Source organism: Nocardia sp. CA-135398 (assembly GCF_050955845.1).
Lineage (GTDB): Bacteria > Actinomycetota > Actinomycetes > Mycobacteriales > Mycobacteriaceae > Nocardia.
In genome coordinates, this window is the sequence record NZ_CP192084.1 from 6,296,089 (window position 1) to 6,321,491 (window position 25,403).

The 25,403-nt window shown below is 66.8% G+C and carries 26 protein-coding genes; 7 read left to right on the top strand and 19 right to left on the bottom strand.

Features of this window, described 5'->3' with window-relative positions; genetic code table 11:
- Positions 1 to 95: 95 nt before the first annotated feature.
- Genes ACQP1T_RS27865 through ACQP1T_RS27880 form a run of 4 tightly spaced genes read right to left on the bottom strand, consistent with a single transcriptional unit; the run spans position 96 to position 5,042 of the window.
- Positions 96 to 1,838, bottom strand: a complete 1,743-nt coding sequence (locus tag ACQP1T_RS27865; protein ID WP_433756008.1) for a penicillin-binding transpeptidase domain-containing protein — start codon at positions 1,836 to 1,838, stop codon at positions 96 to 98.
- A gap of 58 nt (positions 1,839 to 1,896) precedes the next feature.
- Positions 1,897 to 2,754 (bottom strand): arylamine N-acetyltransferase family protein, encoded by an 858-nt coding sequence (locus ACQP1T_RS27870; RefSeq protein WP_433756009.1) that lies wholly within the window; start codon positions 2,752 to 2,754, stop codon positions 1,897 to 1,899.
- Positions 2,755 to 2,814: 60 nt separating this feature from the next.
- A complete protein-coding gene (locus ACQP1T_RS27875; RefSeq protein ID WP_433756010.1) occupies positions 2,815 to 3,810 on the bottom strand; it encodes an alpha/beta hydrolase family protein in 996 nt (331 codons plus the stop codon).
- 20 nt (positions 3,811 to 3,830) lie between these two features.
- Complete coding sequence (locus ACQP1T_RS27880; RefSeq protein ID WP_433756011.1) at positions 3,831 to 5,042, bottom strand: MFS transporter; 1,212 nt, start codon at positions 5,040 to 5,042, stop codon at positions 3,831 to 3,833.
- A gap of 108 nt (positions 5,043 to 5,150) precedes the next feature.
- Between ACQP1T_RS27880 and ACQP1T_RS27885 the strand changes: the two genes are divergently transcribed.
- Together ACQP1T_RS27885 and ACQP1T_RS27890 are read left to right on the top strand one after the other, a co-directional pair.
- Positions 5,151 to 5,486 (top strand): ArsR/SmtB family transcription factor, encoded by a 336-nt coding sequence (locus ACQP1T_RS27885; RefSeq protein WP_433756012.1) that lies wholly within the window; start codon positions 5,151 to 5,153, stop codon positions 5,484 to 5,486.
- A 33-nt stretch (positions 5,487 to 5,519) separates the two neighbouring features.
- Positions 5,520 to 6,698 (top strand): winged helix DNA-binding domain-containing protein, encoded by a 1,179-nt coding sequence (locus ACQP1T_RS27890; protein ID WP_433756013.1) that lies wholly within the window; start codon positions 5,520 to 5,522, stop codon positions 6,696 to 6,698.
- 3 nt (positions 6,699 to 6,701) lie between these two features.
- Here the strand turns inward: ACQP1T_RS27890 and nadC are convergent, their stop codons facing one another.
- The 3 genes from nadC to nadA form a co-directional block, all read right to left on the bottom strand.
- The gene (nadC, locus tag ACQP1T_RS27895; protein WP_433756014.1) at positions 6,702 to 7,562 is read right to left on the bottom strand and encodes a carboxylating nicotinate-nucleotide diphosphorylase; all 861 of its coding nucleotides are present in this window, start codon (positions 7,560 to 7,562) and stop codon (positions 6,702 to 6,704) included.
- A gap of 63 nt (positions 7,563 to 7,625) precedes the next feature.
- A complete protein-coding gene (locus ACQP1T_RS27900) occupies positions 7,626 to 9,368 on the bottom strand; it encodes an L-aspartate oxidase (RefSeq protein WP_433756015.1) in 1,743 nt (580 codons plus the stop codon).
- Between the two features lie 114 nt (positions 9,369 to 9,482).
- The gene (gene nadA / locus ACQP1T_RS27905; RefSeq protein WP_433756016.1) at positions 9,483 to 10,526 is read right to left on the bottom strand and encodes a quinolinate synthase NadA; all 1,044 of its coding nucleotides are present in this window, start codon (positions 10,524 to 10,526) and stop codon (positions 9,483 to 9,485) included.
- A gap of 93 nt (positions 10,527 to 10,619) precedes the next feature.
- Between nadA and ACQP1T_RS27910 the strand changes: the two genes are divergently transcribed.
- Positions 10,620 to 11,378, top strand: a complete 759-nt coding sequence (locus ACQP1T_RS27910) for an NUDIX hydrolase (protein WP_433756017.1) — start codon at positions 10,620 to 10,622, stop codon at positions 11,376 to 11,378.
- A 148-nt stretch (positions 11,379 to 11,526) separates the two neighbouring features.
- Here ACQP1T_RS27910 and ACQP1T_RS27915 read toward each other — a convergent pair whose 3' ends face one another.
- The 6 genes from ACQP1T_RS27915 to bioB all read right to left on the bottom strand — a co-directional run bounded on the left by ACQP1T_RS27915 (position 11,527) and on the right by bioB (position 15,344).
- Positions 11,527 to 11,736: a hypothetical protein gene (locus tag ACQP1T_RS27915; RefSeq protein ID WP_433756018.1), complete on the bottom strand. Its 210-nt coding sequence runs from the start codon at positions 11,734 to 11,736 to the stop codon at positions 11,527 to 11,529.
- Between the two features lie 525 nt (positions 11,737 to 12,261).
- Positions 12,262 to 12,444 (bottom strand): hypothetical protein, encoded by a 183-nt coding sequence (locus ACQP1T_RS27920; RefSeq protein ID WP_433756019.1) that lies wholly within the window; start codon positions 12,442 to 12,444, stop codon positions 12,262 to 12,264.
- Between the two features lie 267 nt (positions 12,445 to 12,711).
- A complete protein-coding gene (locus tag ACQP1T_RS27925) occupies positions 12,712 to 13,245 on the bottom strand; it encodes a DUF1353 domain-containing protein (RefSeq protein WP_433756020.1) in 534 nt (177 codons plus the stop codon).
- 92 nt (positions 13,246 to 13,337) lie between these two features.
- Positions 13,338 to 14,066 carry a DUF2567 domain-containing protein gene (locus ACQP1T_RS27930; RefSeq protein WP_433756021.1) on the bottom strand — a complete coding sequence of 243 codons (729 nt, stop codon included), beginning with the start codon at positions 14,064 to 14,066 and terminating at the stop codon, positions 13,338 to 13,340.
- A 2-nt stretch (positions 14,067 to 14,068) separates the two neighbouring features.
- A complete protein-coding gene (locus ACQP1T_RS27935; RefSeq protein WP_174415049.1) occupies positions 14,069 to 14,284 on the bottom strand; it encodes a hypothetical protein in 216 nt (71 codons plus the stop codon).
- A 46-nt stretch (positions 14,285 to 14,330) separates the two neighbouring features.
- On the bottom strand, positions 14,331 to 15,344 hold the full coding sequence (bioB, locus tag ACQP1T_RS27940; protein WP_433714785.1) for a biotin synthase BioB: 1,014 nt from the start codon (positions 15,342 to 15,344) through the stop codon (positions 14,331 to 14,333).
- Between the two features lie 105 nt (positions 15,345 to 15,449).
- Here bioB and ACQP1T_RS27945 point away from each other — a divergent pair, with 105 nt between their 5' ends.
- Both ACQP1T_RS27945 and ACQP1T_RS27950 read left to right on the top strand, forming a co-directional pair.
- A complete protein-coding gene (locus ACQP1T_RS27945; RefSeq protein ID WP_040688744.1) occupies positions 15,450 to 16,034 on the top strand; it encodes a TetR/AcrR family transcriptional regulator C-terminal domain-containing protein in 585 nt (194 codons plus the stop codon).
- 38 nt (positions 16,035 to 16,072) lie between these two features.
- Positions 16,073 to 16,723 (top strand): nucleotidyltransferase domain-containing protein, encoded by a 651-nt coding sequence (locus tag ACQP1T_RS27950; RefSeq protein WP_433756022.1) that lies wholly within the window; start codon positions 16,073 to 16,075, stop codon positions 16,721 to 16,723.
- A 6-nt stretch (positions 16,724 to 16,729) separates the two neighbouring features.
- Here ACQP1T_RS27950 and ACQP1T_RS27955 read toward each other — a convergent pair whose 3' ends face one another.
- Positions 16,730 to 18,148: a DHA2 family efflux MFS transporter permease subunit gene (locus tag ACQP1T_RS27955; RefSeq protein WP_433756023.1), complete on the bottom strand. Its 1,419-nt coding sequence runs from the start codon at positions 18,146 to 18,148 to the stop codon at positions 16,730 to 16,732.
- Between the two features lie 149 nt (positions 18,149 to 18,297).
- Between ACQP1T_RS27955 and ACQP1T_RS27960 the strand changes: the two genes are divergently transcribed.
- Both ACQP1T_RS27960 and ACQP1T_RS27965 read left to right on the top strand, forming a co-directional pair.
- Positions 18,298 to 19,272 carry a sigma-70 family RNA polymerase sigma factor gene (locus tag ACQP1T_RS27960; protein WP_433756024.1) on the top strand — a complete coding sequence of 325 codons (975 nt, stop codon included), beginning with the start codon at positions 18,298 to 18,300 and terminating at the stop codon, positions 19,270 to 19,272.
- Positions 19,269 to 19,814 (top strand): maleylpyruvate isomerase family mycothiol-dependent enzyme, encoded by a 546-nt coding sequence (locus ACQP1T_RS27965; RefSeq protein WP_433756025.1) that lies wholly within the window; start codon positions 19,269 to 19,271, stop codon positions 19,812 to 19,814. The genes ACQP1T_RS27960 and ACQP1T_RS27965 overlap by 4 nt, the downstream gene beginning before the upstream one ends.
- Positions 19,815 to 20,119: 305 nt before the next feature.
- Here ACQP1T_RS27965 and ACQP1T_RS27970 read toward each other — a convergent pair whose 3' ends face one another.
- Genes ACQP1T_RS27970 through ACQP1T_RS27990 form a run of 5 tightly spaced genes read right to left on the bottom strand, consistent with a single transcriptional unit; the run spans position 20,120 to position 25,397 of the window.
- Complete coding sequence (locus tag ACQP1T_RS27970; protein ID WP_433762393.1) at positions 20,120 to 21,337, bottom strand: MFS transporter; 1,218 nt, start codon at positions 21,335 to 21,337, stop codon at positions 20,120 to 20,122.
- A 37-nt stretch (positions 21,338 to 21,374) separates the two neighbouring features.
- Complete coding sequence (locus tag ACQP1T_RS27975) at positions 21,375 to 22,718, bottom strand: LLM class flavin-dependent oxidoreductase (protein WP_433756026.1); 1,344 nt, start codon at positions 22,716 to 22,718, stop codon at positions 21,375 to 21,377.
- Complete coding sequence (locus ACQP1T_RS27980) at positions 22,715 to 23,464, bottom strand: ABC transporter ATP-binding protein (protein ID WP_433756027.1); 750 nt, start codon at positions 23,462 to 23,464, stop codon at positions 22,715 to 22,717. Before ACQP1T_RS27980 ends, ACQP1T_RS27975 begins: the two co-directional genes overlap by 4 nt.
- A complete protein-coding gene (locus tag ACQP1T_RS27985; protein ID WP_433756028.1) occupies positions 23,440 to 24,306 on the bottom strand; it encodes an ABC transporter permease in 867 nt (288 codons plus the stop codon). Before ACQP1T_RS27985 ends, ACQP1T_RS27980 begins: the two co-directional genes overlap by 25 nt.
- A gap of 2 nt (positions 24,307 to 24,308) precedes the next feature.
- Positions 24,309 to 25,397: an ABC transporter substrate-binding protein gene (locus ACQP1T_RS27990; protein WP_433756029.1), complete on the bottom strand. Its 1,089-nt coding sequence runs from the start codon at positions 25,395 to 25,397 to the stop codon at positions 24,309 to 24,311.
- Positions 25,398 to 25,403: the final 6 nt, after the last annotated feature.

Here is a 25,403-nt window from a genome sequence, read left to right on the forward strand (position 1 = left end):
GTAGCGGGGCGCAATCCTCGGCACGCGGCTGCGGGGGTATATTCGCCGCCCACAAGGCGCCGAATGCTAACGCAGTGCCGATTCGACAGTATTGCTCAATGCCGTGCACGCAGCATACGGCCTGCGGCCTCCACGGCCGGACCCGAGCTGTTCGCATCGCTGACGAATACGGCGAAGGCCAGGTCACCGTCTATGCCGACGAACCAGCCGTGCGCGTGCTTGTCATCGATGTACTCGGCGGTGCCGGTCTTGCCGATCAGGCCGGGAATATCGCGCAGGGCGGTGGCGGTGCCGCCGGTAATGGTTTCGCGCATCATGGTTTTCAGCTGCTCATCGGTGGTCGACGGCAGTGGCGCCGGGGTGTGATCGGCCACGCCGGGCTGCCCGTCGACGACCATCGGCAGCGGCATCGATCCGCGCGCGATGGATGCGGCGACCAGCGCCATGCCGAACGGCGATGCGGTCACCTTTCCCTGACCGATGCCGGACTCCACGCGCTGCGCGGGAGTGTCCGCGGTCGGCACTTTGCCGGTGACGGTGGTCAGACCGGGTGTGACGAAGTCGATGCCGAGGCCCAGTTGTGCCGCGGCGTCGGTAAGGCCGTTCGGTGCGAGGTTCACCGCGAGTTGCCCCATGGTGGTGTTGCAGGACTGGGCGAAGGCGGTGTGCAGCGGCACAGTGCCGAGGTCGAAGTTGTTGTCGTTGGGGATACGGCGGCCCTCGATATTCGCGGTGGCCGGGCACGGCAGCACGGTGTCGGGTGTCACCGCACCGGATTGCAGTGCGGCCGAGACCGTGACGGTCTTGAAGGTCGAACCCGGCGGATACAGACCGGTGAGCGCGATCGGTCCCTGGGCGTCGGCGGCCGCGTTCTGCGCGACGGCGAGCACCTTTCCGGTGGAGGGTTGCAGTGCGACGATCGCGGCGGGCTGGGTGATCGGCGTCAACGCGCTCTCCGCGTAGCGCAGCAGATCGGTGTCGAGTGTGGTGACGATATCCGCGGTGGGTTTCGGATCCGGTCCGGCGACGCGTTCGGTGCCGTCGGCGGTCTGTGCCCGCACCGCCCAGCCTGCCGCCGCGTCGGCGGAGCGCTGCCAGAGGTCGGCGAGGCCGGACAGCACCGGTGACGCGAGGGATTTATCGGTGGCGAGCAGGCGGGTCTGCGGCGCGAGGGTGACGCCTGGAATCGCGGCGAGCGCGGTCTGGATCGGGGCGATATCGGCATCGCGCAGCGTGACCGCGGTGATCGACTTGCCCTGTGCCGCAGCCAGATCCGATTGCAATGACTGCGCGGTGATGTCGGCGGCGACGGGAGCGAGTACCGCCGCGAGCGCGGTTGTGTCGGCGCCCGGCGCGACGTTCACCAGGGTGACCACCTGCTCGGTCATCAACTCACCGCCCGATGCCTCCAGAACGCGCGCGGGCTTCGGATAGGTGGTGGCGTAGCTCAGCGGACCGAGGGCGAGACCGGGCGCGATGGCATTGGGATCCCATTTGATCTTCCAGCCGTCGCCGGAATCACTGGCGGAACCGTTGGTCGTGTAGCTCCACTCGTTCTTGCCGAACTTCCAGGTGGCAGCGAGGGTGAAGGAGTTCTTCTCCGCGCTGCGGACCTCGAATTTCACATCCTTGCCGAGCCCGTCGTATAGCTTGCCCAGCGCATCCGACGCCTTGGCAGGATCGTCGGTGAGTGCGGCGGCCGCGGCGATATCGTCGCGGCTGAGCGCATCGGCGAACTGCCCGGCGACACTGTCGGGTTGGTCCGGCCCTGAGCTGCAACCACTCAGGGCCAGGGCGGAGGCTGCGAACAGAACGAGAAGATTCCGGTAAGCACGCACCCGGCCGACTCTAGTGCCGGACGGCGACGAGCCTGGGTAGCCCGCACGGAGCGGATTTTCAGGTGAGCCAGGGCCCCTGGGCGAGGACGGTGGCGTCGGGTTCGGACAGGGCGATATCGAAGACCTCGGTGAGGATTTTCGGAAGTTCGGCGAGTTCGAGTTCGCGGGTTTCGCTGGAGCCGTTCGGATATTCGGTGATGAGGGTGAGGTTGTCCAGTACGTGGTGGACGTCCGGGAGGAAGCGCTGCACGAACGGCCGGGTCGTGAACGGTGAGCGCGGCGAGGTGGAGACGAAGTGGTTGCCGACCGCGAAATCGGTCCGGTACTGCGGGTTCAGCGTGAAGGTGTAGCGGTCGATCCAGCCGTCGCGGCCGAATTGGTGCAGCACCCACAGGTCGCTGTCGAGTTCGCCGGTGGTGTGTTCGAGGCGGAAGCGCCAGTCGCCGAGCGCGAATTCGCCGCCTTCGACCAGTTCATAGGGCGCGAGCGGTCCGGAGCCGAAGCCGACATCGCAGATCCAGACGCGATCGTCATCGCCGGTGGTGACACGCAGCAGGGCGTGCGTGGCCGGGCGCAGACCGTCGGATGCGCCCATGGTGACCCGGCCGCTGAGACCGGTCACGCCGAAGCCCAGCCGTTCCAGCGCGGCGGCGAACAGGCCGACGTTCTCGTAGCAGTAGCCGCCGCGTCGGTTCCGGATCATCTTGTCCTGCAACGATTCCAGATCCAGCGGGACGGGGCGACCGAGAATGGATTCCAGGTTCTCGAACGGGATCGTGGTGGTGTGCGCGTGGACCAGGGCGCGCAGGGTGGCCAGCGTCGGGGTGCGGTCGCCGGTGTAGCCGATGCGAGTCAGGTACGCGTCGAGGTCCAATTCCGCGCCGTTCCAGTGGTACGCGGGGTCATTCGGCTTCATTGCACCTCTCCTTGTATCCGGTTCTGCCCGAATGAACCACACCGCGCCGACAGGTGTTCCCTACGCGGCGCATTTGGTGTTCGGCGGTGCCGCGGGAGCGGTCACGATGTCGTGGGCGACGTCGACCAGATAGTCGCGATCGGCTCCGTCGACGGGTTCGGTACCGAGCAGCAGGCGCTCGACGACACAGCCGCCCTCGAAGTACGCGGGACCGACGCTGTGATCGCCGGGGACCACGGTGCCGTTGAGATCGCGACCGGTGACGATCGTGTACATCGAGGTGGGCTTGCCCGCGGCGAGTAGTCCGGCGCGCATTTCCAGGGTCGCCGGGTACGGCACCACATCGTCACCGGTGCCGTGGATGAGGAAGGCGCGTTTCATGCTCATTCGTGCGGCAAGTAGAACGGGCGAACGTTCGGCATAGGCCTGCGGGCACACCGTCGGGGCGCAGCCGCCCGCATCGCGTTCGATCTGGGCGGGCAGGGCCGGATCGACGCCCGCCGAGGCGATCCACATGGTGAAATCGTCCGCCGGGCCGTAATTGTCGACCCAGTAGTCGAAGAGTCCCTGTGGACCGTGCGCCACCGCGAGTCCGCTCATGGTGCCGCCCTGACTCCAGCCCCACAGCACCGTGCGGCCGATCGTCGGGTGCTCGTTCTTGTACCACTGGGTGGCGGTGACGATATCGCGCCAACCCTCCCACAGATTCCAGTCGCCGGTGCGCCAGACGCTTGTCGCGCTGCGGGCGTCCATGGACAGGATCGGGGTCGCGGTGCGGCGGGCGATCGAGGTCAGATATCCGGCGTAATCGGCGGAGGTGCCGTCGTGGCCGTGGACCGCGACGACCAGATCGCGCGGCGTCAGATCACCCGCCGCACAGCGATACGGCTCGTAGACCCGGCCGGTGGCGTCCTCACCGTCCACCGTGAGGGTCACCGGGCGCACGTCGACTTGGACCGCGCATTCGGGTTCGGCCGAAACCGACGGTGCGACAAGGCTTGTCGTCGACACCGCGGCGAACAGCGCGCAGCCGAGCGTCAGCAGGAGGTGTCTCATGCTGGAATGATGACATGCGGCTATCGCTGTCCGGTCGCGGTGCGGGGGCGAGTCGCGACGAATACCGCGCCGAGTACCGCCGCGGCACCGACAATGCCCGCGAAGGTCGTCGTGCCCGCGGGCAAACCGATTGCGTCGCTGAGGAATCCGGCCGAGAGCGGTAGCACCGCGGCAGGCAGATAACCGCCGACATTCTGGGCGGCATTGGCCTCGGCGAGCCGACCAGCGGGCACGCTCGCACTGATGGCCGTGAGACCACCGAACTGGCCCATACCCTGGCCGATGCCCGCGAGGATCGCGGCGGCGGCGAAGAACGCCATCGATGTCAACCGGAGCGCCGCGACCAGGGTGATCATGCTGAGCAGGGTGGCGGCGGTGCCGCCGAGCAGGATCGTGCGCAGGCGCAGCCGCCGCACCGCGAATTGGATGCCGGTGGCGCCGAGGAACATGACGAAGGCCAAGCCGCCCGCGAGTACTCGGTTGGTGGCGCCCAACAGATTCGACAGGAGTGAGGGGCCGAGCGAGAGCACGAATGATGTCGCGGTGATACCCGGCGCGAACACCGCGATGCCGAGCAGCACGGCGGTGCGTCCGCCGGATGCGACCGAGGGGATGCGGATCCATGGGCCGCGTCCGCGAGTTCCGGATGGCAGATCGAGCCGCGCGATGACCGCGAAAGCCGAAGCAAGCAACACCATTTCGACCACGAAGATGGTGATGGTCGGGCCGGGCACGAGCTGCGACAGCAGACCGGCCAGCAACGGACCGAAGCCGGCGCCGAGCACCATGGCCGATGAGGCCGCAAGGGCGGCAAGGCGTTTGCGCTCCAGGCCGCCGATATCGGTGACGGCCGCCATCCCCGCCGAGACGGCCGCGCCGACCGCTATTCCGGTGAGCAGACGCGCGATCGCCAGCATCGCGACCGAATTCGCGGTGGCGAACAGTACGCACGCGAGCATCGCCAGAATTACCGCGGGCAACAGTACGGGCTTGCGGCCGATCCGGTCCGAGACAACTCCCGCGACCAGCAGCGCACCGAGCAGACCGACGATGTAGCAGGCGAATACGGCGGTCAACGTGCCGGAGGAGAAGCCGAGCCGGTGCTGCCACACGACATAGAGCGGGGTCGGCGCATTCGAGAGCACGAACACCGCGAGCACGGGCCATGCCGCCAGCCAGACGGCGCCGTTGCGCCGCACCTCGATTTCCGGTTTCGCCGCGAGGGTCGTCATCCCAACCTCCATGGTTCGATATTTCTCGTACTGGTACGACGGGAGTCGAACTTAACATCTAGTACGATAGAAGTCGAACTAAGGATTCGCCGATGCACAGGAGAGCCGATGCCGTCGACCGAGACCGTCGCGACCACGCTGCCCGAGCCGACGCGTGCCGAACTGCGGCTCGAGGATGTGCTCGGCGTGCTCAGCGATCCGCTGCGGCTGAGCATGGTGCGTAAACTGCTGCTCGAATCCCCCGAGACCGATCGCTCCTGCGGCTGGTTCGAGATCGATCGGCCGAAATCGACACTGACGCACCATTTCCGGGTGCTGCGCGAGGCCGGTGTCACCCGTCAGCGGCAGTACGGATTGGAGCGCCGCAGCCGGGTGCGAATCGAGGATCTCGACGCGCGTTTCCCGGGCCTGCTCGATCTGGTGCGCGCCTGGCAGCCGAGGTAATTCGGCGGAGCTTCCGACCGCTACTATTCGCATATGCGTTCGATTGATGCGGCGGAACGGCGGGCTCGGCTCGCGCGACGACATCGGCTCACGCCAGCTTGTCGCACCGATGACATTGCCGAGATCGTCCGATCCCTGGTTGTCCTGCATGCGACCGATCCGGCAACGGTGTACCTGTCGGTGGGCGCTCGCAGTGTGACCGCCGAGCCCGCCCATGTCGAGAAGGCGCTGTACGACGATCGGACACTGCTGCGCTTGCTGGCGATGCGGCGCACGATGTTCGTCGCACCGGTCGAATTGCTGCCGGTATTGCAGGCGTCGTGCGCGGATGCGTTGGCGGACAAGCAACGTCGCACCTACGGCAGGTTCATCGAGCAGGCCGGAGTTGTCGACGGGGATGTGCGCGCCTGGCTCGCCGACGTCGAAGTCGAAACGCACAAGGCACTTCTGGCGCGCGGGGCCGCGACCGGCGCACAGTTGAGCAAGGACGTGCCTCGGCTGCGCACGCAGGTGAATCCCGCTCCGGACAAGGCGTATTCGCGTCCGACCAGCATTACCACCTGGGTGCTCGTGATCCTCGGTGTCGAGGGCCGCATCGTGCGCGGGCGCCCGAACGGCGGCTGGACGAGCAGCCAATACACCTGGTCGCCGATCGAAACCTGGCTGCCGCAAGGCGTTGCGACCATGTCGGCCGATGCGGCCAGGGCCGAACTCGTCCGGCAGTGGCTCTACGCCTTCGGCCCCGCGCCCGTCACCGATATCAAGTGGTGGACCGGCTGGACACTTGCGGAGGTTCGGACGGGCCTGGCCCAACTCGATGTGGTGGAGGTCGATCTCGACGGCACCACCGGGCTATTACTCGCCGACGACCAAGAGCCGACCCCCGAGCCCGAACCCTGGGCCGCACTGCTCCCCGCACTCGACCCCACCCCCATGGGCTGGCAGTCCCGCGACTGGTACCTCGGCCCACACGCCCCGATCCTCTTCGACCGCAACGGAAACGTCGGCCCGACCATCTGGTGCAACGGCCGCATAGTCGGCGGCTGGGCCCAACGCAAGGATGGCGAAATCGTCTACCGCCTACTGGAAGACATCGGCTCCGAAGCCGAATCGCGCATCGAAGCCGAAGCCGAGCGCATCGCCACCTGGTACGGCGAAGTTCGCGCCATCCCACGATTCCGCACACCGTTGGAACGCGAACTCACCGCCTGACTACTACATGTCCAGGCCGAGGTCGAGGACATGTACGGAGTGGGTCAGGGCACCTACGGCCAGGTAGTCGACACCGGTACGGGCGTAGTCGGCGGCGTCGGCGAGGGTCAGACCGCCGGAGGATTCGAGCTTGGTGTCCGGGGCTTGGGCGTTGCGGTGTTGGACGGCGGCTTGGGTTTGCCACAGCGGAAAGTTGTCGAGTAGCACAAGTTCGACGTTTTCGGCCAGGACGGCATCGAGTTGTTCGAGACTGTCCACTTCGACCTCGCAGGCGATATCGGGGGCCGAGTCGCGGACAGCGCGCAGGGCGGCTACCACCGAACCGGCGGCTACCACATGGTTGTCCTTGATCAGGGCGGCGTCGCCGAGGCCCATGCGGTGGTTTACGCCACCGCCGACGCGCACCGCGTACTTCTGCAGGGAACGCAGGCCGGGCAGGGTTTTGCGGCTGTCGCGGATGCGACAGTTGGTGCCAGCGACCTCGTCGACCCACGCGGCGGTCGCGGTCGCGATGCCGGACAGGTGGCAGACCAGGTTGAGCATGGTGCGTTCGGCGGTGAGCAGGCCGCGAGTCGGCGCGACGAGCCCGAGCACGGACCGACCCGGCTCGACGCGGGTGCCATCGGCGACCCGATCGGTGATTTCGTAATTGCCCGCACCGATCACCTCGTCGAGCACGAGCAGCCCGACATCGAGCCCGGCCACCGTGCCCGGCCGGCGCGAAACCACCGACGCCTTCACCACCGCGTCGGCGGGAACCGTTGCCGCCGTAGTGATATCGGGGCCGTAGCGCAGATCCTCATCCAGCGCGGTGCGGATGAGGGCCAGCACCTCGTCACGATCCAGGCCGGTATCCAGTCCCATCAGTGCACTCCTTGTCCTACTGCCCGCATCGCGCGCATTCGCTGTTCTCGGGTATTGCCGCGATCATGAGGCGCTGGGAATGGCGTCCTGGGTCCAGCTGGTGAGGTCGAGACCGTCGGGGGCGGGGACGGGATGACCTTCAGGTCCCAGACGCACTGCGCGACTGCGGCGTTGGCGGTCGTCGGGGGTCGGGTGGTCCGAGCGGGTGTGCGAGCCGCGGCTTTCGGTGCGGGCTGCCGCGGAGAGCAGCAGGACCTGGCCGGTGAGGGTGAGGGCGGCGTCCTCGAATGCGGTGATGCGTTGTGCCGCGGCCGCGGCGTTGAGGTCCGCGGTGTCGTGCACCGCCGCACCGGCGTTCACCGCTCCGCTGTTGTCGAGCGCCGAGAGCTCGAGCGCCGCACCCGCGAATCGCTGGTCGGCGCTGCTCCGCTCGGCGCGCAATCGACTTGCCGCACTGTGCGACACGCCATCACGCAACCGCACGGCCGCCTCCGCCAATCCGGCGGCATCGCGAACCACCGAGGCGTGCAGTGTCATCGACTGCTGCACCAAGGCGCGGGCCGCGCGCGGAATGGTATGGAAGGACACGTCCGTGACGTGCGCTTCCTCGTCGAGACGTTCGGCAGCGGCTATCCCGGCCCGCTCACCGACGACCAATCCCTCGAGCAGACTGTTGGAGGCCAGCCGGTTGGCGCCGTGCAGGCCGGTCCGCGCCACTTCGCCCGCGGCGTATAGACCGGGAACCGCGGTCCGGCCATGGGTGTCGGTCACGACCCCGCCGCATTGATAGTGCGCGGCGGGTGCGACCGGAATGAGGTCGGTACGCGGGTCGATCCCGGCGGCCAGGCAGGATGCGGTGATCGTCGGAAACCGCCTTGGGAAGCTGTCGATCGCGCGGGCATCGAGATAGACGTGATCGGTGCCGAGAGCACGCATCCGTGCGGCGATCGCACGCGACACCACATCGCGCGGTGCCAGATCACCACGCGGGTGCACCCCGGCGGTGACCGAATTCCCTTCGGAATCGACCAGTATCGCGCCCTCGCCGCGGACGGCCTCGCTGATCAACGGGCGCCTGCCGAGTCCACCAGGGGTGTAGAGCACGGTCGGATGGAACTGCACGAATTCGAGATCGGCCACCGTGGCACCGGCCCACAGCGCAAGCGCGATGCCGTCCGCGGTCGCACCCGGCGGATTCGTGCTCAGCGCGTACAGCTGTCCGAGCCCGCCCGTGGCCAGCAGCACCGCCGGTGCGTGCACGACCCCGAACCCGTTCTCCGACACCGCGATCACGCCCTGCACGCCGGTCCGCCCGGTAACGACTTCCAGTGCCGCGGCACCGAACAGGATCGGCAGTCCGGCCGCATTCAGCGCGCGCTGCACCTCGGCACCGGTGGCGTCACCTCCGGCGTGGATGATCCGCCGCGTACTGTGCCCGCCCTCACGGGTGCGTGAGATCTGACCGTCCCGAGCGAGATCGAAGACCGCGCCCAGATCGGTCAGCGCGGCGACGGCGGCCTGACCGCCCTCGACGATCGACCGCACCGCGGCCTCGTCACACAGTCCGGCACCGGCCTCGACCGTGTCGAGCACATGCGATTCCACCGAATCCTCATGCGGCGCGACAACGGCGATACCGCCCTGGGCGTACTGGGTCGCGGTATCCGTCGGGCCGCCCTTGCTGAGAATGAGCACCCGCAGACCGCGCAGCGACGCCGTCCGTGCCGCGGTCAATCCGGCGACACCGCCGCCGATCACGACCAGATCGGCCGCGGCTTCCCAGTCGATCCGCGGCGCGGAACTCATGCCTCCCCGCCCTTCTCGACCTGGTCGGCAGCGGGATCGCTACCGACCACCCCGGCGCTCATTCCGCACCGCCACTCCGGACGAGCGCGCATGTCGCGCTCCGATCGCGGCCGTTCATTCGCCACCGCCCGGATTGCCGATTTCGATCATGCGCTGCACCGAATTGCGGGCCAGCGCGGCGGTTTCCAGGTCGACGTGCACCTCATCGGTGTTCTCCACCAGCGAGCGCAGCAGCGCCGCCGGGGTGATCATCTTCATGTACTTGCAGGACGCACGATCGTTCACGGCTTGGAAGTCGATGCCGGGGGCGGCCTTGCGCAGCTGGTGCAGCATGCCGACCTCGGTGGCGACCAGGACCTGATTCGACTTCGCGGCCTTGGCGGCATCGATCATCCCGCCGGTCGACAGAATGTGCACCCGGTCGGCCGGGAACGAGCCCTCACCCGCGAGGTACAAAGCCGAAGTGGCGCAACCGCATTCGGGGTGCACGAAGAGTTCGGCATCCGGGTGGGTGCGGGCCTGTTCGGTCAGTTCGTCGCCGTTGATCCCGGCGTGCACATGGCATTCGCCCGCCCAGATGTGCATATTCGCGCGGCCGGTGACCCGCTTGACGTGCGCGCCGAGGAACTGATCCGGCAGGAACAGTACCTCGCGGTCGGGATCGATGGAGGCGACCACATCGACGGCGTTCGAGGATGTGCAGCAGATATCGGTGAGCGCCTTCACCGCGGCTGTGGTGTTCACGTACGAGACGACCACCGCATTCGGGAATTCGGCCTTCCAGGCCCGCAATTCGTCGGCGGTGATGGAATCGGCCAGCGAACAGCCCGCCCGCTGGTCCGGAATGAGCACGGTCTTCTCGGGGCTGAGGATCTTGGCCGTCTCGGCCATGAAGTGCACACCGCAGAAGACGATGGTTTCCTCGGGGGCCTCGGCCGCGATGCGCGACAGCGCCAGCGAGTCACCGACGTGGTCGGCCACGTCCTGGATCGCGGGCAATTGGTAGTTGTGCGCGAGAATCGTCGCGTTGCGCTCCCTGGCGAGGCGCTTGACCTCGGCCGCCCACTCCGGTGTGGCCTCGACACCGGAGAATCCGGTCGGACCGTCGACTACCTGCCCCATCAGCGGGGGCGCCAGCTTCACACCCATGGTCGCCATGGATGGCTCCTCTCCTCGTGCGCTCGGCCCTTGTGCGTATTCACATGCCAGCCGATTCGCACCAAACCAGGTTTTCGACTTATAATCGAAAACGTGGCCCATAGTAGCACCATCCACGAAACCCTCACCGCGGTGTTCCAGGTTCGGCGCTTCCTCGAGGACATCAGTGCAGGTAGCAGCCCTGCTCGCATGACAGATGAGCTGATTCGGCCATGCCCACCCGGTCAGCGGACCGAACTCGCTGTGCTGCTGTGGGAGCGCGCACTCGACCCGCAGAAGGGCACCTGGTCACTACCTGGCGGGCGGTTGCGCGATGACGAAGACCTCAATGTCTCGGCCCGTCGCCAGCTCGCCGAGAAGGTCGATGTCCGTGAGCTGGCGCATCTGGAGCAGCTGTCGGTATTCAGCAATCCGGACCGGGTGCCCGCGCCGCGCCGGATCGCCTCGGCCTATCTGGGTCTGGTCCCGCTCACCGCGGACCCGCAGCTGCCCTCGGACACCACCTGGCATCCGGTTTCCCAGCTGCCACGCATGTCGTTCGATCACGGCACGGTCGTCGAACACGCGCGCACCCGGCTCGCCGCGAAGCTGTCCTACACCAATATCGCCTTCGCACTGGCACCGGAGCGCTTCACCATGTCAACGCTGCGCGAAATCTACTGTGCTGCACTTGGTTACGATGTCGATACGACGAACTTGCAGCGCGTCCTCACCCGCCGCAAGGTGATCACGCCGACCGGCGCGACCGCATCCCCCGGCCGGGCGGGTGGACGCCCCGCGGCGGTCTATCGGTTCACCGATTCCGAACTCCGGGTCACCGACGAATTCGCCGCATTGCGCCCACCCACCTGACCCCCGCGATCGCCTGCCCTCGATCGCCCCCTAGTTCGGTGACCGAAACCCGGTCGCCGAGCCCGAAATGGACTGTGCCGTGGCCACTGCCGTAGGGGCCACGGCATCCGAGCGTGTCCCGGTCATCATCGACCGAGGCACTCCCCTTCTACTCGGACAGCCCGCCGGGCACACCCAGGTGCCCGGAGCTCAAAACGCACACCGGCCAGATGCACGGGAACGCGGCCGCAGCCTCGACCCGGGTGACCGGCAACTGGCCCGGCTGTTCGGCAGTCGCCTGTGCCGCGCCGGAAATCATTCCGATCGCCAGTACGGCACCCGCCACCGCCGATTTCCCGAACACCGATTTCCAGGACATTGCTCTCCCCCTCCGAATCGCTGAATCCTTCCGGTGCTTCGCGGAGTCGAGACCGAAATCCGGCTCCGCGGTTCGAACGAATCGAACAACTCGGACGGTACGGACCGATCGCGCGCAGCGGTACGGAGCGCTGGGCAGAGTCGCCGAATACGGCTGGTCACAGTCGTATACGAGTTATCCGGACCGGAAGGAGCAGGCCGCTCGACGTTCCGTACCAGACCGACACACGGTGCCGTGAGTCGGTGAAAGACCTGTGGCAGAGCACTTTCCGGCCTCGCCGCCGACAGGTTGCTCACCGAATGCGACCAGACGGTTACGCCCGGAAGACCAGGCGCCGGACAGGCCGCGCGCCAGCACCCGCTTGCTCGCCATCACATTCACGTGCTGCCCCGGAGTGCTCGGGGAGCCGACTGAGCACATCGTCGGAACTGGACCAGAGAAACAACGGCTCGTCCCCCGCCTACAACAAAGACCCCGCCTTCACATGCAACCGCACGCGAAAACGGGGTCGATTACGGAGCGACCTCAATCCCGCTCCCGCCCCTTATGTTTCGTCTTCCGCCGATACCGCCGCGCACTGGGAATCGGCTGCGCGGCACTGGACCGCCGCAACGCATCGCGCCGCCGCCAAGCCACCAGATCAGCCCGCTCCCCGGCCTCCGGAACCAGCACCCCCTGCCCATGCCTGATCAACACGTCCTCGCTCATCGCCACCTCCTTCCCATTGCTCGACCTTGTGCGCCAACGGTATCCGCGGCCCCAACGCCGCCACCACTGATTTTTCATACACTCGGCGGTTCGGAAGGTTCTCGGCGACGGTCGCGGACGCGATTCCATCTGTCCCCCTGCATGTTTCGAGAGCGGGAGCGATACCCTGGCGTGCAATGAGATCAGGACGGGTCGCGCACGCGAACCTGGATCACGACGCGCGAATACCGAGGTAGGACTGCGGAAGGTGCGTTCCGGACCGGACGGTCATGCGGTCTTCATCTGTGGTTGTGGTGGCGGGGCAGCGGTGCGCTGACCGACGCGCGCCACCACCCAGAACAGCAACTCGACTATCCAGAACAGCCACAGGAATATCTGCACCACGGCGACCGGGATCGCCAGGAACAGAATCGAGGGGATCGCGACGAGCAGAAAGCGTGCGATATCGCCGAGTGTTGCCCCGCGCAGTCCGCTGCCCAAACGCACTGCGGCCCACATCATCCACCGGCGCGGTATCGACACATTGAACTCGTGCAGGCAGCGCCGGAACAGGCCGTCCGCGTCGGCGGCGCTCACCTCATGTGAACTCCGTAGATAGTCGTGCAGTATGGCGGCGCGGGTGTAGGCGCCGTAGCGGGGTACCAGCCAGACCAATGCCCGTGGCACCGAGGCGAAGTCGGTGCGAAAGCCCGCTGGGATGACGAATTCCTGTGTGGCACCGTGATAGACGAGCGGCTCGACGACCCGCCAGAATTTCGCATCGAGTTCTTCGACCACTGGTCCGCTACCGACGAACGCCACGATCCGTTCCTCTCTGAACGCACAGCGTGTCCCACAATTCTAGGCCGTTCTGGTACGACTGTGCCGCCGCGCGGGCAACGGTTCGGATAACGTCAGCGCGCGCGATCCGAACCGGGCGGTCCGAAGCCGCCATACGGCACACCGTAGGGCACCGGCCCGCCGTTCGCAGCGCCACGATGCGAATCGGCATTGTCGACGGCCGCGAATCCGCTTGCCGCAGTGAAGTATGGCCGCGCATCACCGAACGGTCCGCTGAAGCCGGTGCCGAGATCCTCTGTCGGACTGAGTGCCGCGAGGAACAGCACGATGAGCGAGGCGAGCAGGGGTTGCACGATCAGCGCCAGCCAACTGCCGACCTCCACCGGCAGCCGCACGATCTGTCCGACCGCGGGGTCGTACGGCATCGGATGCTGCCACTGCATGATCTGCTCGCCGACCTTCGACATCACGTAAGCGCCTGCGCCGGAACCGATCAGCAGGCCCAGCTGCAGCAGCGGTCCGCGCACGCGACGCCAACGCCATACGCCGATCGCCGTCACCACACCCAGCACCGCGCCGATGCAGACGAAGATCGCCAGCGCGTCGAACTGGTGCACACTCTCCCCGGTCAGGGCCGCGCCCTTGGCCGGTACCGCACCGGCACGCGCCTTGACCACCAGATACTGCTCGGTGGGCGCGACGAATGCCCACACCACACCACCGAGCACGCCGAGCAACGCCACCCCGACCGCGATCAACACGGACGCCCGCAGCTCACGCCGCACACCCACCATTCGGGCCGCTCCGGGCGGCACGGTGACGACGGCGCCGTATTCGGCCACCACTAGCGGTGTTCCAGATTCTTCGAATCCAGCACACCGTGCCGCGAGCACTTCGCCCACCAGCCGTCCGGGCTGACCTGCACGATCATCCGGCGACCGCACTGCTCGCAGAAGCGCGGCGGTTCCAGTCCCAGCGCCGCGGCGGCCGGGACCGGATCGTCGAGCCCCGGCACGATGCGTTTGCCGGTGAACGGGTTGTAGCGCTCGTCCATATCCATGACAGTACTCACGGCGCCAGCCTCTTTCGTGACCGATCCACCTGGATCAGAGTGTTTCGTTGAGCGCCTTGATCGGCATCTTCAGCTCACCGAGCAGATCCAGGTCCGCTTCGGCGGGACGACCGAGGGTGGTCAGGTAGTTGCCGACGATGACGGCATTGATACCACCGAGGATGCCCTGCTTGGCACCGAGGTCGCCGAGGGTGATCTCGCGACCGCCCGCGAAGCGCAGCATGGTGCGCGGCAGCGCGAGCCGGAAGGCGGCGACCGCGCGCAGCGCGTCGGCGGCGGGCAGCACCTCGAGGTCACCGAACGGGGTGCCCGGACGCGGGTTGAGGAAGTTCAGCGGCACCTCGTCGGGCTCGAGCTCGGCCAGATTCGCCGCGAATTCCGCACGCTGCTCCAGGGTTTCGCCCATGCCGAGGATGCCGCCGCAGCAGACCTCCATACCGGCCTCGCGCACCATGCGCAGGGTGTCCCAGCGCTCTTCCCAGGTGTGCGTGGTGACGACATTCGGGAAGTGCGAACGGGAGGTCTCGAGGTTGTGGTTGTAGCGGTGCACGCCCATGGCGGCGAGCTGGTCGACCTGCTCTTGGGTGAGCATGCCGAGCGAGCACGCGACCTGGATGTCGACCTCGTTGCGAATGGCCTCGACACCGGCGGCGACCTGCGCCATCAGCCGCTCGTCCGGACCGCGCACGGCGGCGACGATGCAGAATTCGGTGGCGCCGGTCTTGGCGGTCTGCTTGGCGGCCTCGACCAGGCTGGGGATATCGAGCCAGGCGGCGCGCACCGGCGACTGGAACAGACCCGACTGCGAGCAGAAGTGGCAGTCCTCGGGGCAGCCGCCGGTCTTGAGGCTGATAATGCCCTCGACCTCGACCTCGGGACCGCACCACTTCATGCGCACCTCGTGCGCGAGGGCGAGCAGTTCCTCCAGCCGGTCGTCGCCGAGCCGGAGCACCTCGAGGGTCTGCTCCTGGGTCAGGCCTTCGCCGCGCTCGAGCACCTGCTCGCGGGCGGTCGCCAGAATATCGGTTTGGACGGGTGCCTGGGTCACTGCACGAATCCCTTCGTCCGGCCGAGGTGGCCGTGCAACTTGAACGGTGTTCAGGCTAGGGTAGCGGTAACAAGTGAGTCAAAGCACCTCGGGGAAGGAAACACCGTGCAGCTGCACCGCGCGGACGTGGTCGACGGCGCCATCGCCATTCTCGACCAGTACGGTCTCGCCGACCTGACCATGCGCAGGCTCGCCGGTTCACTCCAGGTCCAGCCCGGTGCGCTGTACTGGCACTTCCCCAATAAACAGGCGCTGCTCGGTGCGGTGGCCGACCGCATCCTGGCCCCGATGGAGGATCCGATCGAGGCCGAGGACTGGTCGGGGCAGATCACCGAATTGGCGCATCGGTTGCGCGGTTGTCTGCTCGCCTATCGCGACGGCGCGGAATTGGTGTCGGCCACCTACGCTTCCCGACTCACCACGAGCAAGGGTCGGGAACGACTCGTCGGCGCGGCGATCCGCGGTGGAATGCCGCGGCCGGAAGCGGAACTCGCGGCATACACGCTGCTGTACTACGTGCTCGGACAAACCGTGGACGAACAGTCCAGGATGCAAATGGATTCGGCAGGTGCGTTGACCGAGGATGCCTCACCGCTGAACGAAACCCCGGACGCGACAGCACGTTTCGACTTCGGTCTGCAACTGTTCGTCGGCGGTGTGCGGCACCTGCTCGGTACCCGCGTACGCTGAATCCTTCGTCGGCGCATACGCCAGGAAGGAACGACCAGATGGCTGATCCGGATGGTGGCGGGTCAGTCGAGGACGGGCGCGTGGTTTCGGCCGAGGAATGCGAAAAACTGTGGGCGGCGTGGACGCCTGCCGAAGTCGCGGAGCGGCTGTCCGGTGTCACGGTTCCGTGGTGCGTGACCGCGGGGTGGGCGCTGGATCTGTTCACCGGCGGCGCGGCTCGGGAGCACAGCGACCTCGAAATCGGTGTGCCCGAAGGCAGATTCGGCGAGGTTTTCGCTGCATTTCCCGGCTTCGAGTGGGATGTCGTCGGTGACGATCGAATCCGGTCGTTTCCGGCTAGGTCGGCGGAGTTCCATCAGACCTGGCTACGCGAACCCGCGACCGGGTTCTATCGGCTCGACGTGTTCCGTGAACCGCACGTCGGCGATCGATGGGTGTGCCGCCGCGACCCATCGATCACCCTGCCCTACGAAGAACTGATTCGCCACACCAGCGAGGGCATCCCGTACGCGACTCCCGAGGTCGCACTGCTGTTCAAGGCGAAGGCGCGCCGCGATAAGGACGAAGCTGACTTCCATCGTGCGCTACCCGTGATGGACCGATCCCAAAGGTCCCGACTGTTCGAGTGGATCTCCCGGGTGCACCCCGATCACCCATGGCTGGAAAGCATTTCGCTCCACAAGGATTGACCGGACTCAGACCGATACGGTGGCCTCGTCGAGAACAACTGCCGCCACCCGACGCCCAGGCAATGCGAGCGCGACTAATGCCCCCAGCAGGGCCAATGCCGCACCGACTTTGATCGCCGAGCCGAATCCGGTGGTGAATTCATCCACTGAACCGTAGCCACCGGTCGCGGCGAAAACCGCTGCCGCGATGGCGATTCCGAAGACGCCGCCCAGCTCGCGCATCATGCTGTTGGCACCGGCCGCCTTGCCGAGCATCGCGTGTTCCACCGCGCCGACCACCGAACTCTGCGCCGACGGCAACACCATCGAGGTGCCGACGCCGGAAACGATGAACGGAACGACGAAGGAGCCGTATGTCATTGCCGGATCGGCGATGGCAGCGATCCAGTACATGCCACCCGCCATCAAGGCCAGCCCGCTCACCATCAGCGGCCGCTCCCCGATCCGGTCGGCCAGCGCACCCGCGACCGGTGCGCAGAAGAACAGCGTGAGAGTCCATGGCAGCAGCCGCAATCCGGCGCCGAGTGGACCGTAGTGCAGGACCGCCTGCAGGAACTGCGCGTAGAAGAACACCTCGCCGAACAGAGCGGCGAAGGTGAGGAATATGGCAGTATTGCCCGCCGCGAAACCGCGATTCACGAAAAGCCGCATCGGGAACATCGGCTCGCGTGCACGTGCTTCCCAGACCGCGAAGGCGATCAGCAGTGCGATTCCGCCGACCAGTGCGATCAGCACCTCCGAACTCGACCAGCCCGCGATATTGCCGCGTACCAAACCCCACACCACACCGAATGCGCCGTCGGTGACCAGTGCCAATCCGGTGCCGTCCACCGCGGTGTCGGCGCCGAAGCCTTCGGGAACCCGGGCCGCCACCAATGGGAGCGCGAGCAGCCCGATCGGCACGTTCAGCCAGAAGATCCATTGCCAGGACAATCCCTCCGCAACGGCCCCGCCGACCAGCGGACCACACGCTACGGCGAGACCCGTGATGCCCTGCAGCAGCCCCATGGCCATACCGCGCTTCTCCGGCGGAAATGCCGCACTGACCAGCGCCAATGCCAGGCTCATAATCAATGCCGCGCCGATGCCCTGCACCACTCGCGCGACGATGAGGGTCGCGACGGTGGTCGATATCGCGCAAGCTGCGGAGGCGGCGACGAAGATGCCGAGCCCGACCATGAACATCCGCTTACGTCCGAAGCGGTCGCCGAGTACCGCCGCGGTCATCAGCAGGACGGCGAAGCTGAGGTTATATCCGTTGACGGTCCATTCGAGCGTTTGCAGTGACGCCCCCAGGTCGTGCCGGATGGTGCTGAGTGCGGTGGCGACGACCAGGGTGTCCAGTGCCGCCATCAGCGACGCGACCGCGCCGAGTACCAATACCCAGCGCTGTGTCACCGCCGAAACAACGATCGGTGTGCTCACGGTGGTCCTTCCTGTGGTTTCGGCGCGCCCGATGGTTCGGACACGCACAGATACCGACCGGCCGCGGCCCGAAACTCATCGCACCGATGAGTTCCGGGCGGCACGGCGGTCGATATTCGAGGGACACCATTCCCCCGGAAGGACAGCACATGACAGACAGCGACGAATTCGCCGCGCGAACCGCGCCTTATCGGCGCGAACTGCTCGCGCACTGCTATCGGATGCTCGGTTCGGTCGACGATGCCGAGGATCTGGTGCAGGAGACGCTGCTGCGGGCCTGGCGCGGGTACGGCGATTTCGAGGGACGCGCTTCGATGCGGACCTGGCTGTACCGCATCGCCACCAATGCCTGCCTCAATGAGCTCGAACACCGACGCCGCGTACTGCCCACCGTATTGGCCGAGCCCACCGCGGATCCCACACGTGCGGTTCACTTCGCGCCCGAAACCCCATGGCTGCAACCGATGCCGGATGTGCTGATCGCACCCGAGACCTCGGATCCGGCAGCCATCGTCGCAGCGCGCGAGGGTATGCGGCTGGCATTGATCGCCGCCTGGCAGCATCTGCCGCCGCGTCAGCGTGCGGTACTGATATTGCGAGATGTGCTGCGCTGGAAGGCCGCCGAGGTCGCCGAGCTGATCGGGGCCAGCGTGGCCGCCGTCAACAGCATGCTGCAGCGCGCACATGCCGCGCTCGCGGAGTTGGAACCGGACACGCCGGTGGCCGAACCGAACGATCCCGAGATCCGCGCCCTGCTGGACCGCTATGCCGCCGCGTTCGAAGCCGCCGACATGGATACCCTCGTCACGCTGTTGCGGTCGGATGCGGTGTGGGAGATGCCGCCGATCGAGGAATGGTTCCGCGGCAATACCACGATCGTGGAGCTGGTTCGGTCGAAGTGTCCGTATCGCGCGGGCGAGGTCCGGATGGTGCCGATCGCCGCGAACGGTCAGCCCGGATTCGCGTTCTACCTGCGCGGTCAGGCGCAATCGCTGCAGATCCTTACGGTTACCCCCACCGGGGTCGCGCATGTCGTCTCGTATCACGACAGCTCGATGTTCGCGGCGTTCGGACTGCCCACGTCATTGCTGGCGAACGCGTCGCCCGGGCCTGCGCTGCCATGAGCGATGACCTGCTCGAGCGGGCGGTCGCGTATCTACTGTCGGTGCTGCCCGGGCCCGGTTCCGACCTGTCGGGGCCGACACCGTGCCGGGGCTGGAATACGCGCATGCTGCTCGCGCATGTGGACGAGTCCATCGCGGCGTTGCGCGAAGGCCTGACGGGCGGGCAGGTTGCTATGCCGGGCCAACCGCTGCCGAATTGTGCCGGGACGCTGCATATTCGGAGCCGAGCCGTGGCCCTGCTCGGCGACTGGGCGAATGAGCACCCCGACTCGGTGCTCGTCTTCGGAAGGCCGGTACCCGCTCGCGTCTTGAGCACCGTCGGCGCTCTCGAACTGGCAGTGCACGCCTGGGATCTCGCCGCCACCCAATCGGATGCACCACCTATCCCGGACCACCTCGCCCGCGAATTGCTCTCGGTAGCACCGAACCTCGTCCCGATCGCCGACCGATCGCCACTGTTCGCTGCGCCGATCGAACCCCCGACCACCGCCCCTGGCGACCAACTCCTCGCCTACCTCGGCCGAACCCGACCAGCGCCCTGAGGAACCCAAACGCGGCCACGCATACCCAGCGAGCACCTCGCACAAGGTGCAACCTATGCGAAGTACGCACTAGGTTTGCGCCATAGCTGGGAAGAGTGCGCCGAGCACGGTCGGTGTCCTGAAGTGCCACCACTAGCGCATCGGTGCAGACTTTGCGCAAGCACACCGAATAGACGGTGCGACATATGCGAGGCGCAATTGTGCGATGGGCACTGGCGCCTGGGCGGCGGCATCAGTTCGGTTCGGTGATCAACCGCGTTATGAATCTGCCACCGCAGCGCACCGATCGGCGGCGGTGCGAGCGCTCAGTCGGTCGCGCGACGTGCGTCTCGGAGCGGGACGGGGTAGGCACCCGGAAACCAGCGGTGCATGGCGACCGCGCCCGCGAATACCGCCGCGGCGACGGCGAGCGCTGAGGCGCCGAGAACTGTTGCGGCGCTGATCAAGCCGACCGCGATGGGACCGGCGAACATGCCGATGTCGTGGGTCAGCCGCCAGGCGCCGAGGAATTCCGCACGGTGTCCCGGCGGTGCGACGTCGGCGCCGACGGTCATGATGATGCCGTTGCTGACACCATTGGCGAGCCCGAGCAGTACTGCGGCACCGGTGAGTTCGAGCGCCGTCGAGGTGAACGGAAGCGCCGCGAAGCCGAGCCCGAACAGCAACATCGACGGAACCCCGGTGGCGCGGCTGCCGAACCGATCGAGCAGGATGCCGCCCGGATAGGACAGCAGCACGTCCATGGCCCCGGCGATGCCGAATATCAGGCTCGTTGCCGCGGCACCCACGCCGATATGCGCCGCCCACAGCGGTAGCAGCGCGGTGCGGGTCGCGCGCGCACCACCCATCAGCAGCGCCGCCAGACCGAGTGTGCCGAGTACCCTCCGGTTTTCGACGACCACCGAGCGCAGGGTGTGATCGGCGGCGTCCGCATCGTCACCGTCGGCCGACCGGATGGCGAGCATTGCCGCGCCCGCTACGACGGTGGTACCGAACTGCAACCAGAGCGCACCGCTCGGCCCCATCGCGTAGACCATTCCGGCCCCGACGAACGGCCCACAGAAGGATCCGAGGCGCGAGGCGCCAGCCAGCGCCGAGAACGCACGCCCCCGCTCATCCGGTGGCACAACGGCCACGATGTAGGACTGTCGCGCCAAACCCCATACCGCACTGGCGGTTCCATTGAGCAGCACACCAACCGCAAGCACCCCGGTATTCGGGGCAAGGATCGCACACAACACCCCGACCAGCCCGAGGCCCGAACCCACGGCGATCGCCAAGCGTTCCCCGATGCGCGCGACGATCCGCCCCGCGGGCAGATCCGCGAGCACCATCCCCAACCCGCTCAGCGCGACGACAATTCCGGCAACACCGGCCGACGCACCGAGATCCAATGCCCGCAGCGCGTACATCGGGGCCGCCGCACCAGATCCGATGCCGTATAGCACCACCGGCACGAACACCGTCCACACCAGCGAGCGCAGTCGAACGGATTGCTTTGTGACGCCGACCCGCTCGCTCACAGCGGCCGCGTCATGGGTGGCTGCCGAGGACAAACGCTCACTGGGCGAGTGCCGGCCGCCGGGCGTACCGGCTTTCCGGACGCGGCAGACCGAAGTGGTCGCGCAGCGTGGTTCCGGTGTATTCGGTGCGGAACAGGCCGCGCCGCTGCAGGATCGGGACGACCTGCTCGGCGAAGACCTCCAGACCGCCCGGGTAGTAGGGCGGCATCACGTTGAAACCGTCGGCGGCGCCGTTGCGGAACCATTCCTCGATGGTGTCGGCGACCTGCTCCGGCGTACCGGCGAAGACCCGATGTCCGCGGGCGCCGGCGAGCCGGTGCAGCAGTCCGCGCACGGTGGGCCGTTCCCGCTGCACGATTCCGGCGACCACCTGCCGACGGCTGCGCTCGTTATCGGTGACATCGCCCGCGTCGCTGAACAATTCGAGCGGCACCGGTTCATCCAGCGGCAGGTGCCGCAGGCTCTCACCCGCGATGCCCTCCAACTGCTTCAGTCCGTATTCGGGCACCGTGAGCTCGTTGAACTCCCGCTCCAACTGTTTGGCCGCCGCCTCGGTATCACCGATGAACGGGCTGATCCCGGGCAGGATCTTGATCTGCTCGGCGGCGCGACCGAATTCGGCGGCCTTGGCCTTGATATCGGCGTAGAACGCCTGCGCATCCTCGAGCCGCTGGTGCGCGGTGAAGATCGCCTCGGCGTACTTGCCCGCGAACGCCCGACCGTCATTCGACGCACCGGCCTGTACGAGCACCGGATGCCCCTGCGGAGTGCGCGGTGCGTTGAACGGCCCACGCACACTGAGGTATTCGCCGACGAAATCGATCGGATGGATCTTGTCCGGATCGGCGTAGACGCCCGCTTCCTGGTCCAGCAGGATGGCGTCGTCCTCCCAGCTGTCCCACAGCGCGACGACCGCATCGACGAATTCCCGCGCCCGCGCGTACCGCGTCGCGTGATCGGGATGTTTGTCGAGCCCGAAATTCGCCGCGGCGAGGTCGGTTCCGGTGGTGACGATATTCCAGCCGGCCCGACCGCCGGAGATGTGATCCAGTGTCGAGAACAGCCGGGCCAGGTTGTATGGCTCGTAGTAGGTGGTCGATGCGGTGGCGATCAGCCCGAGATGGGTCGTGGCCGTCGCGATCGCGGTGAGCAGCGTGATCGGTTCCAGCCCGGCGGCCGCATTGTGCTTCACATTGGTACGCAGTGCGGGCCCGTCGGCGAAGAACACCGCGTCGAGTTTCGCGGCTTCGGCCGTGCGCCCGATCTCCTGGTAGTAGGCGACATCGTAGATCCGGTCGGGTCGGCTCTGCGGGTGCCGCCAGGCCGCCTCGTGATGTCCGGAGGGGTAGATGAACGCATTCAGGCTGAGTTGGCGTGTCATGAGGCTTTCTTCTCATCGTGCAAGGCCGCGACATCGACGCCGAGGCTGGACAGCAGCAGCTCGCGCAGCCGGTTGAAGTCCGGATCGATATGTCGGCGTGGACGTTCCAAATCGATGCGCTGGTCGACCGCGATGCGCCCCTCGTCCAGGACGAGCACGCGGTCGGCGAGCAGTACCGCCTCATCGACATCGTGCGTCACCAGCAAGACCGCTGGCTTGTGCCTGGCGCACAGATCCTGCAACAGCACATGCATTTTGATGCGGGTGAGCGCGTCCAGTGCCCCGAAGGGTTCGTCTGCCAGCAGCAACTCCGGCTCCCTTACCAGCGAACGCGCCAGGGCGACCCGTTGCTGCTCACCTCCGGAAAGCTCCTTGGGCCATGCCTTTTCCCGGCCCGCGAGGCCGACTTCGGCCAACGCTGTACGACCACGCTCGGCGGCATCGGCACCCTTCAAACCGAGAGTCACATTGTCCAGCACCCGATTCCACGGCAGCAGCCGCGAATCCTGGAAGACCACCGCACGTTCCGTCGGCACCCGCAACTCACCCGACCCCAGCACGTCGCGATCCAGCTCGGCCAGCGCACGTAACAAGGTGCTCTTACCCGAACCACTGCGCCCGAGCAGAGCGACGAATTCGCCGCGCGCGATATCGAGGTCGATACCGTGCAACACAACGCGATCGCCGAAACCCCTACGCAGCCCGCGGGTTCGGACCACATTCAGTCCGCGATCGTCTGCCGCCATGACAGCGCCCTCCGTTCCGTCGCGCGCACGGCGAGATCGCCGAACAGTCCGAGCAGGCCGTAGATCACCAGGCCGACGACGATGACGTCGATCTGACCGTAGGTGCGCGCCTGCGTCATCAGATAGCCGATGCCGCTGGTGGCATTCACCTGTTCCACCACCACCAGCGCCAGCCAGGAAATCGTGACCGCGAGCCGCAGCCCCGTGAAGAATCCGGGCAGCGAACCGGGCAGCGCGATCCGGCGAATGAAACCCCACCGCGAAAGGCCCACCGTCGCAGCCAATTCCACATATCGACTGTCCACGCCGCGCAGCTGCGCGTGGGTATTGATGTAGATCGGAATCGCCACACTGGTCGTGATGACGATGAGCTTCATTTCCTCACCGATGCCGAACCACACGATGAACAGCGGGATCAGCGCGAGCGTCGGAATCGAGCGTTTGATCTGGATCGGCCCGTCCAGCAAGGCTTCACCGACACGGCTCAACCCGGCGACCAAGGCCAGCACGACACCGATCACCACGCCGAGCCCGAGACCCCAGGCCGCGCGCTTCAGCGAGGTCACCAGATTCGACTGCAGCCTGCCGTCGGCGAGCAGATCGCGTGCGGTCTCGGCGACCGTCCAGGGCGCGGGCAGTGTCTGCTCATCCAATGCGCCCGTGGCGGATCCGATCAACCATGCCGCGATCAGCAGCGCGGGTCCGATGGCGATCCCGAACGGAATCGGGCGGCCAGGCCCGAGCCGGGGCCGAGTCGACTTGCGCCGCGCCAGAACCGGCTCGGCGGCGGTGCGCGAACTTTGTCCGATCCGGCCGAGTACGCCGACATCCACGGTGGCCATCGCTATTTCGCCTTCGGCTCGAATGCGGCGCCGCTCTCGGTGACGGCCTGGGTGACGACGGCGTCGAAGCGCAGATCGAAGGCGTCCGCGGCACGCACCTTCTTGGGCAGTTCGCCCGCCTTGTCGATCGCGTCGATGGTGCCCTGCTGGCGATCGACGAGCTGCTGATCAAGATGCGGGAAGACATAGGTGCCGAGCGAGTCGACAATGCGCTTGGCATCATCGGCGCTGACCTTCTGGTTCTCCACGTAGTACTTGCGCGCCCACTCATCCTGGTGGGTATTGGCCCACTGGTAGGCGCGAATATATGCGGCGACCAGTGCTCGGGTCGCGGCGGCCTTGGCCGGATCCGTCACCACGCTGCGGCGCGCGTACAAGTAGGCGAGGCCACCGTAGATGCCGGTGGTTTCCGAATCCGGGATAAGCGAGGCTCCGGGGGTGCGCAACAGCCGGGTGACATTCGGCTCGATCAGTGGCGCGATATCCACCTGCCCGGTACGCACGGCATCCAGGAATTCCGCGAGCTGCAACCGAACCAGTTGCACGTCAGCGGGCTTCAGCCCGGCCTTGGCCAAGGCCCGCAGCACCGCGGCCTGCTGGGCGGTGCCTTCGGCGTAGGCGATCTTCTTACCCTTGAGATCGGCGAGCGTGGCGACCGTCTTGCCCGGTGCCACCGCGAGTTTCAGTGCGGTGGAATTGGTTTGGTAGGCGGCGATGATCGGCACATCCTGCCCGGCCACCTGCGCATGGATCGGCGGGACATCGCCGACCGTCGCGACATCGGCGGCGCCCGCACGGAAGGCCTCCAGAATCGCCGGTCCGCCGACGAAATTGGCGAATTCCACCTTGAACGGCAACTTGTCGAGCTCGCCGGAGAACTGCAGCACCGACTTGAAACGCTCGGACTGATCGGCGAGCACGAGTTTGGTGCCGGCGGGGATTTCGGTTGGCAGCGGGGCGTCGGTCTTACCGACCGGCTTATCGTCGCTCGCGCAGCCGGTCACACCCAGGCTCGCAACGGTCGCCGCGGCGAGCAACGCGGCGATTGTGCGGCCGCGCAGGCCGGTCAGGAACGTACGTGGTCGGAACATGCGGTG

What these genes read in the sequence shown, in the direction of transcription:
- ACQP1T_RS27960 (WP_433756024.1), top strand. Translation starts at nt 18,298, where the DNA reads ATGACAGACAGCGACGAATTCGCCGCGCGAACCGCGCCTTATCGGCGC.
- ACQP1T_RS27890 (WP_433756013.1), top strand. Translation starts at nt 5,520, where the DNA reads ATGCGTTCGATTGATGCGGCGGAACGGCGGGCTCGGCTCGCGCGACGA.
- ACQP1T_RS27880 (WP_433756011.1), bottom strand. Translation starts at nt 5,042, where the DNA reads ATGACGACCCTCGCGGCGAAACCGGAAATCGAGGTGCGGCGCAACGGC.
- ACQP1T_RS27965 (WP_433756025.1), top strand. Translation starts at nt 19,269, where the DNA reads ATGAGCGATGACCTGCTCGAGCGGGCGGTCGCGTATCTACTGTCGGTG.
- nadC (WP_433756014.1), bottom strand. Translation starts at nt 7,562, where the DNA reads ATGGGACTGGATACCGGCCTGGATCGTGACGAGGTGCTGGCCCTCATC.
- ACQP1T_RS27990 (WP_433756029.1), bottom strand. Translation starts at nt 25,397, where the DNA reads ATGTTCCGACCACGTACGTTCCTGACCGGCCTGCGCGGCCGCACAATC.
- ACQP1T_RS27875 (WP_433756010.1), bottom strand. Translation starts at nt 3,810, where the DNA reads ATGAGACACCTCCTGCTGACGCTCGGCTGCGCGCTGTTCGCCGCGGTG.
- ACQP1T_RS27975 (WP_433756026.1), bottom strand. Translation starts at nt 22,718, where the DNA reads ATGACACGCCAACTCAGCCTGAATGCGTTCATCTACCCCTCCGGACAT.
- ACQP1T_RS27900 (WP_433756015.1), bottom strand. Translation starts at nt 9,368, where the DNA reads ATGAGTTCCGCGCCGCGGATCGACTGGGAAGCCGCGGCCGATCTGGTC.
- ACQP1T_RS27935 (WP_174415049.1), bottom strand. Translation starts at nt 14,284, where the DNA reads ATGGATATGGACGAGCGCTACAACCCGTTCACCGGCAAACGCATCGTG.
- ACQP1T_RS27885 (WP_433756012.1), top strand. Translation starts at nt 5,151, where the DNA reads ATGCCGTCGACCGAGACCGTCGCGACCACGCTGCCCGAGCCGACGCGT.
- ACQP1T_RS27950 (WP_433756022.1), top strand. Translation starts at nt 16,073, where the DNA reads ATGGCTGATCCGGATGGTGGCGGGTCAGTCGAGGACGGGCGCGTGGTT.
- ACQP1T_RS27985 (WP_433756028.1), bottom strand. Translation starts at nt 24,306, where the DNA reads ATGGCCACCGTGGATGTCGGCGTACTCGGCCGGATCGGACAAAGTTCG.
- ACQP1T_RS27980 (WP_433756027.1), bottom strand. Translation starts at nt 23,464, where the DNA reads ATGGCGGCAGACGATCGCGGACTGAATGTGGTCCGAACCCGCGGGCTG.
- nadA (WP_433756016.1), bottom strand. Translation starts at nt 10,526, where the DNA reads ATGGCGACCATGGGTGTGAAGCTGGCGCCCCCGCTGATGGGGCAGGTA.
- ACQP1T_RS27920 (WP_433756019.1), bottom strand. Translation starts at nt 12,444, where the DNA reads ATGAGCGAGGACGTGTTGATCAGGCATGGGCAGGGGGTGCTGGTTCCG.
- ACQP1T_RS27915 (WP_433756018.1), bottom strand. Translation starts at nt 11,736, where the DNA reads ATGTCCTGGAAATCGGTGTTCGGGAAATCGGCGGTGGCGGGTGCCGTA.
- ACQP1T_RS27870 (WP_433756009.1), bottom strand. Translation starts at nt 2,754, where the DNA reads ATGAAGCCGAATGACCCCGCGTACCACTGGAACGGCGCGGAATTGGAC.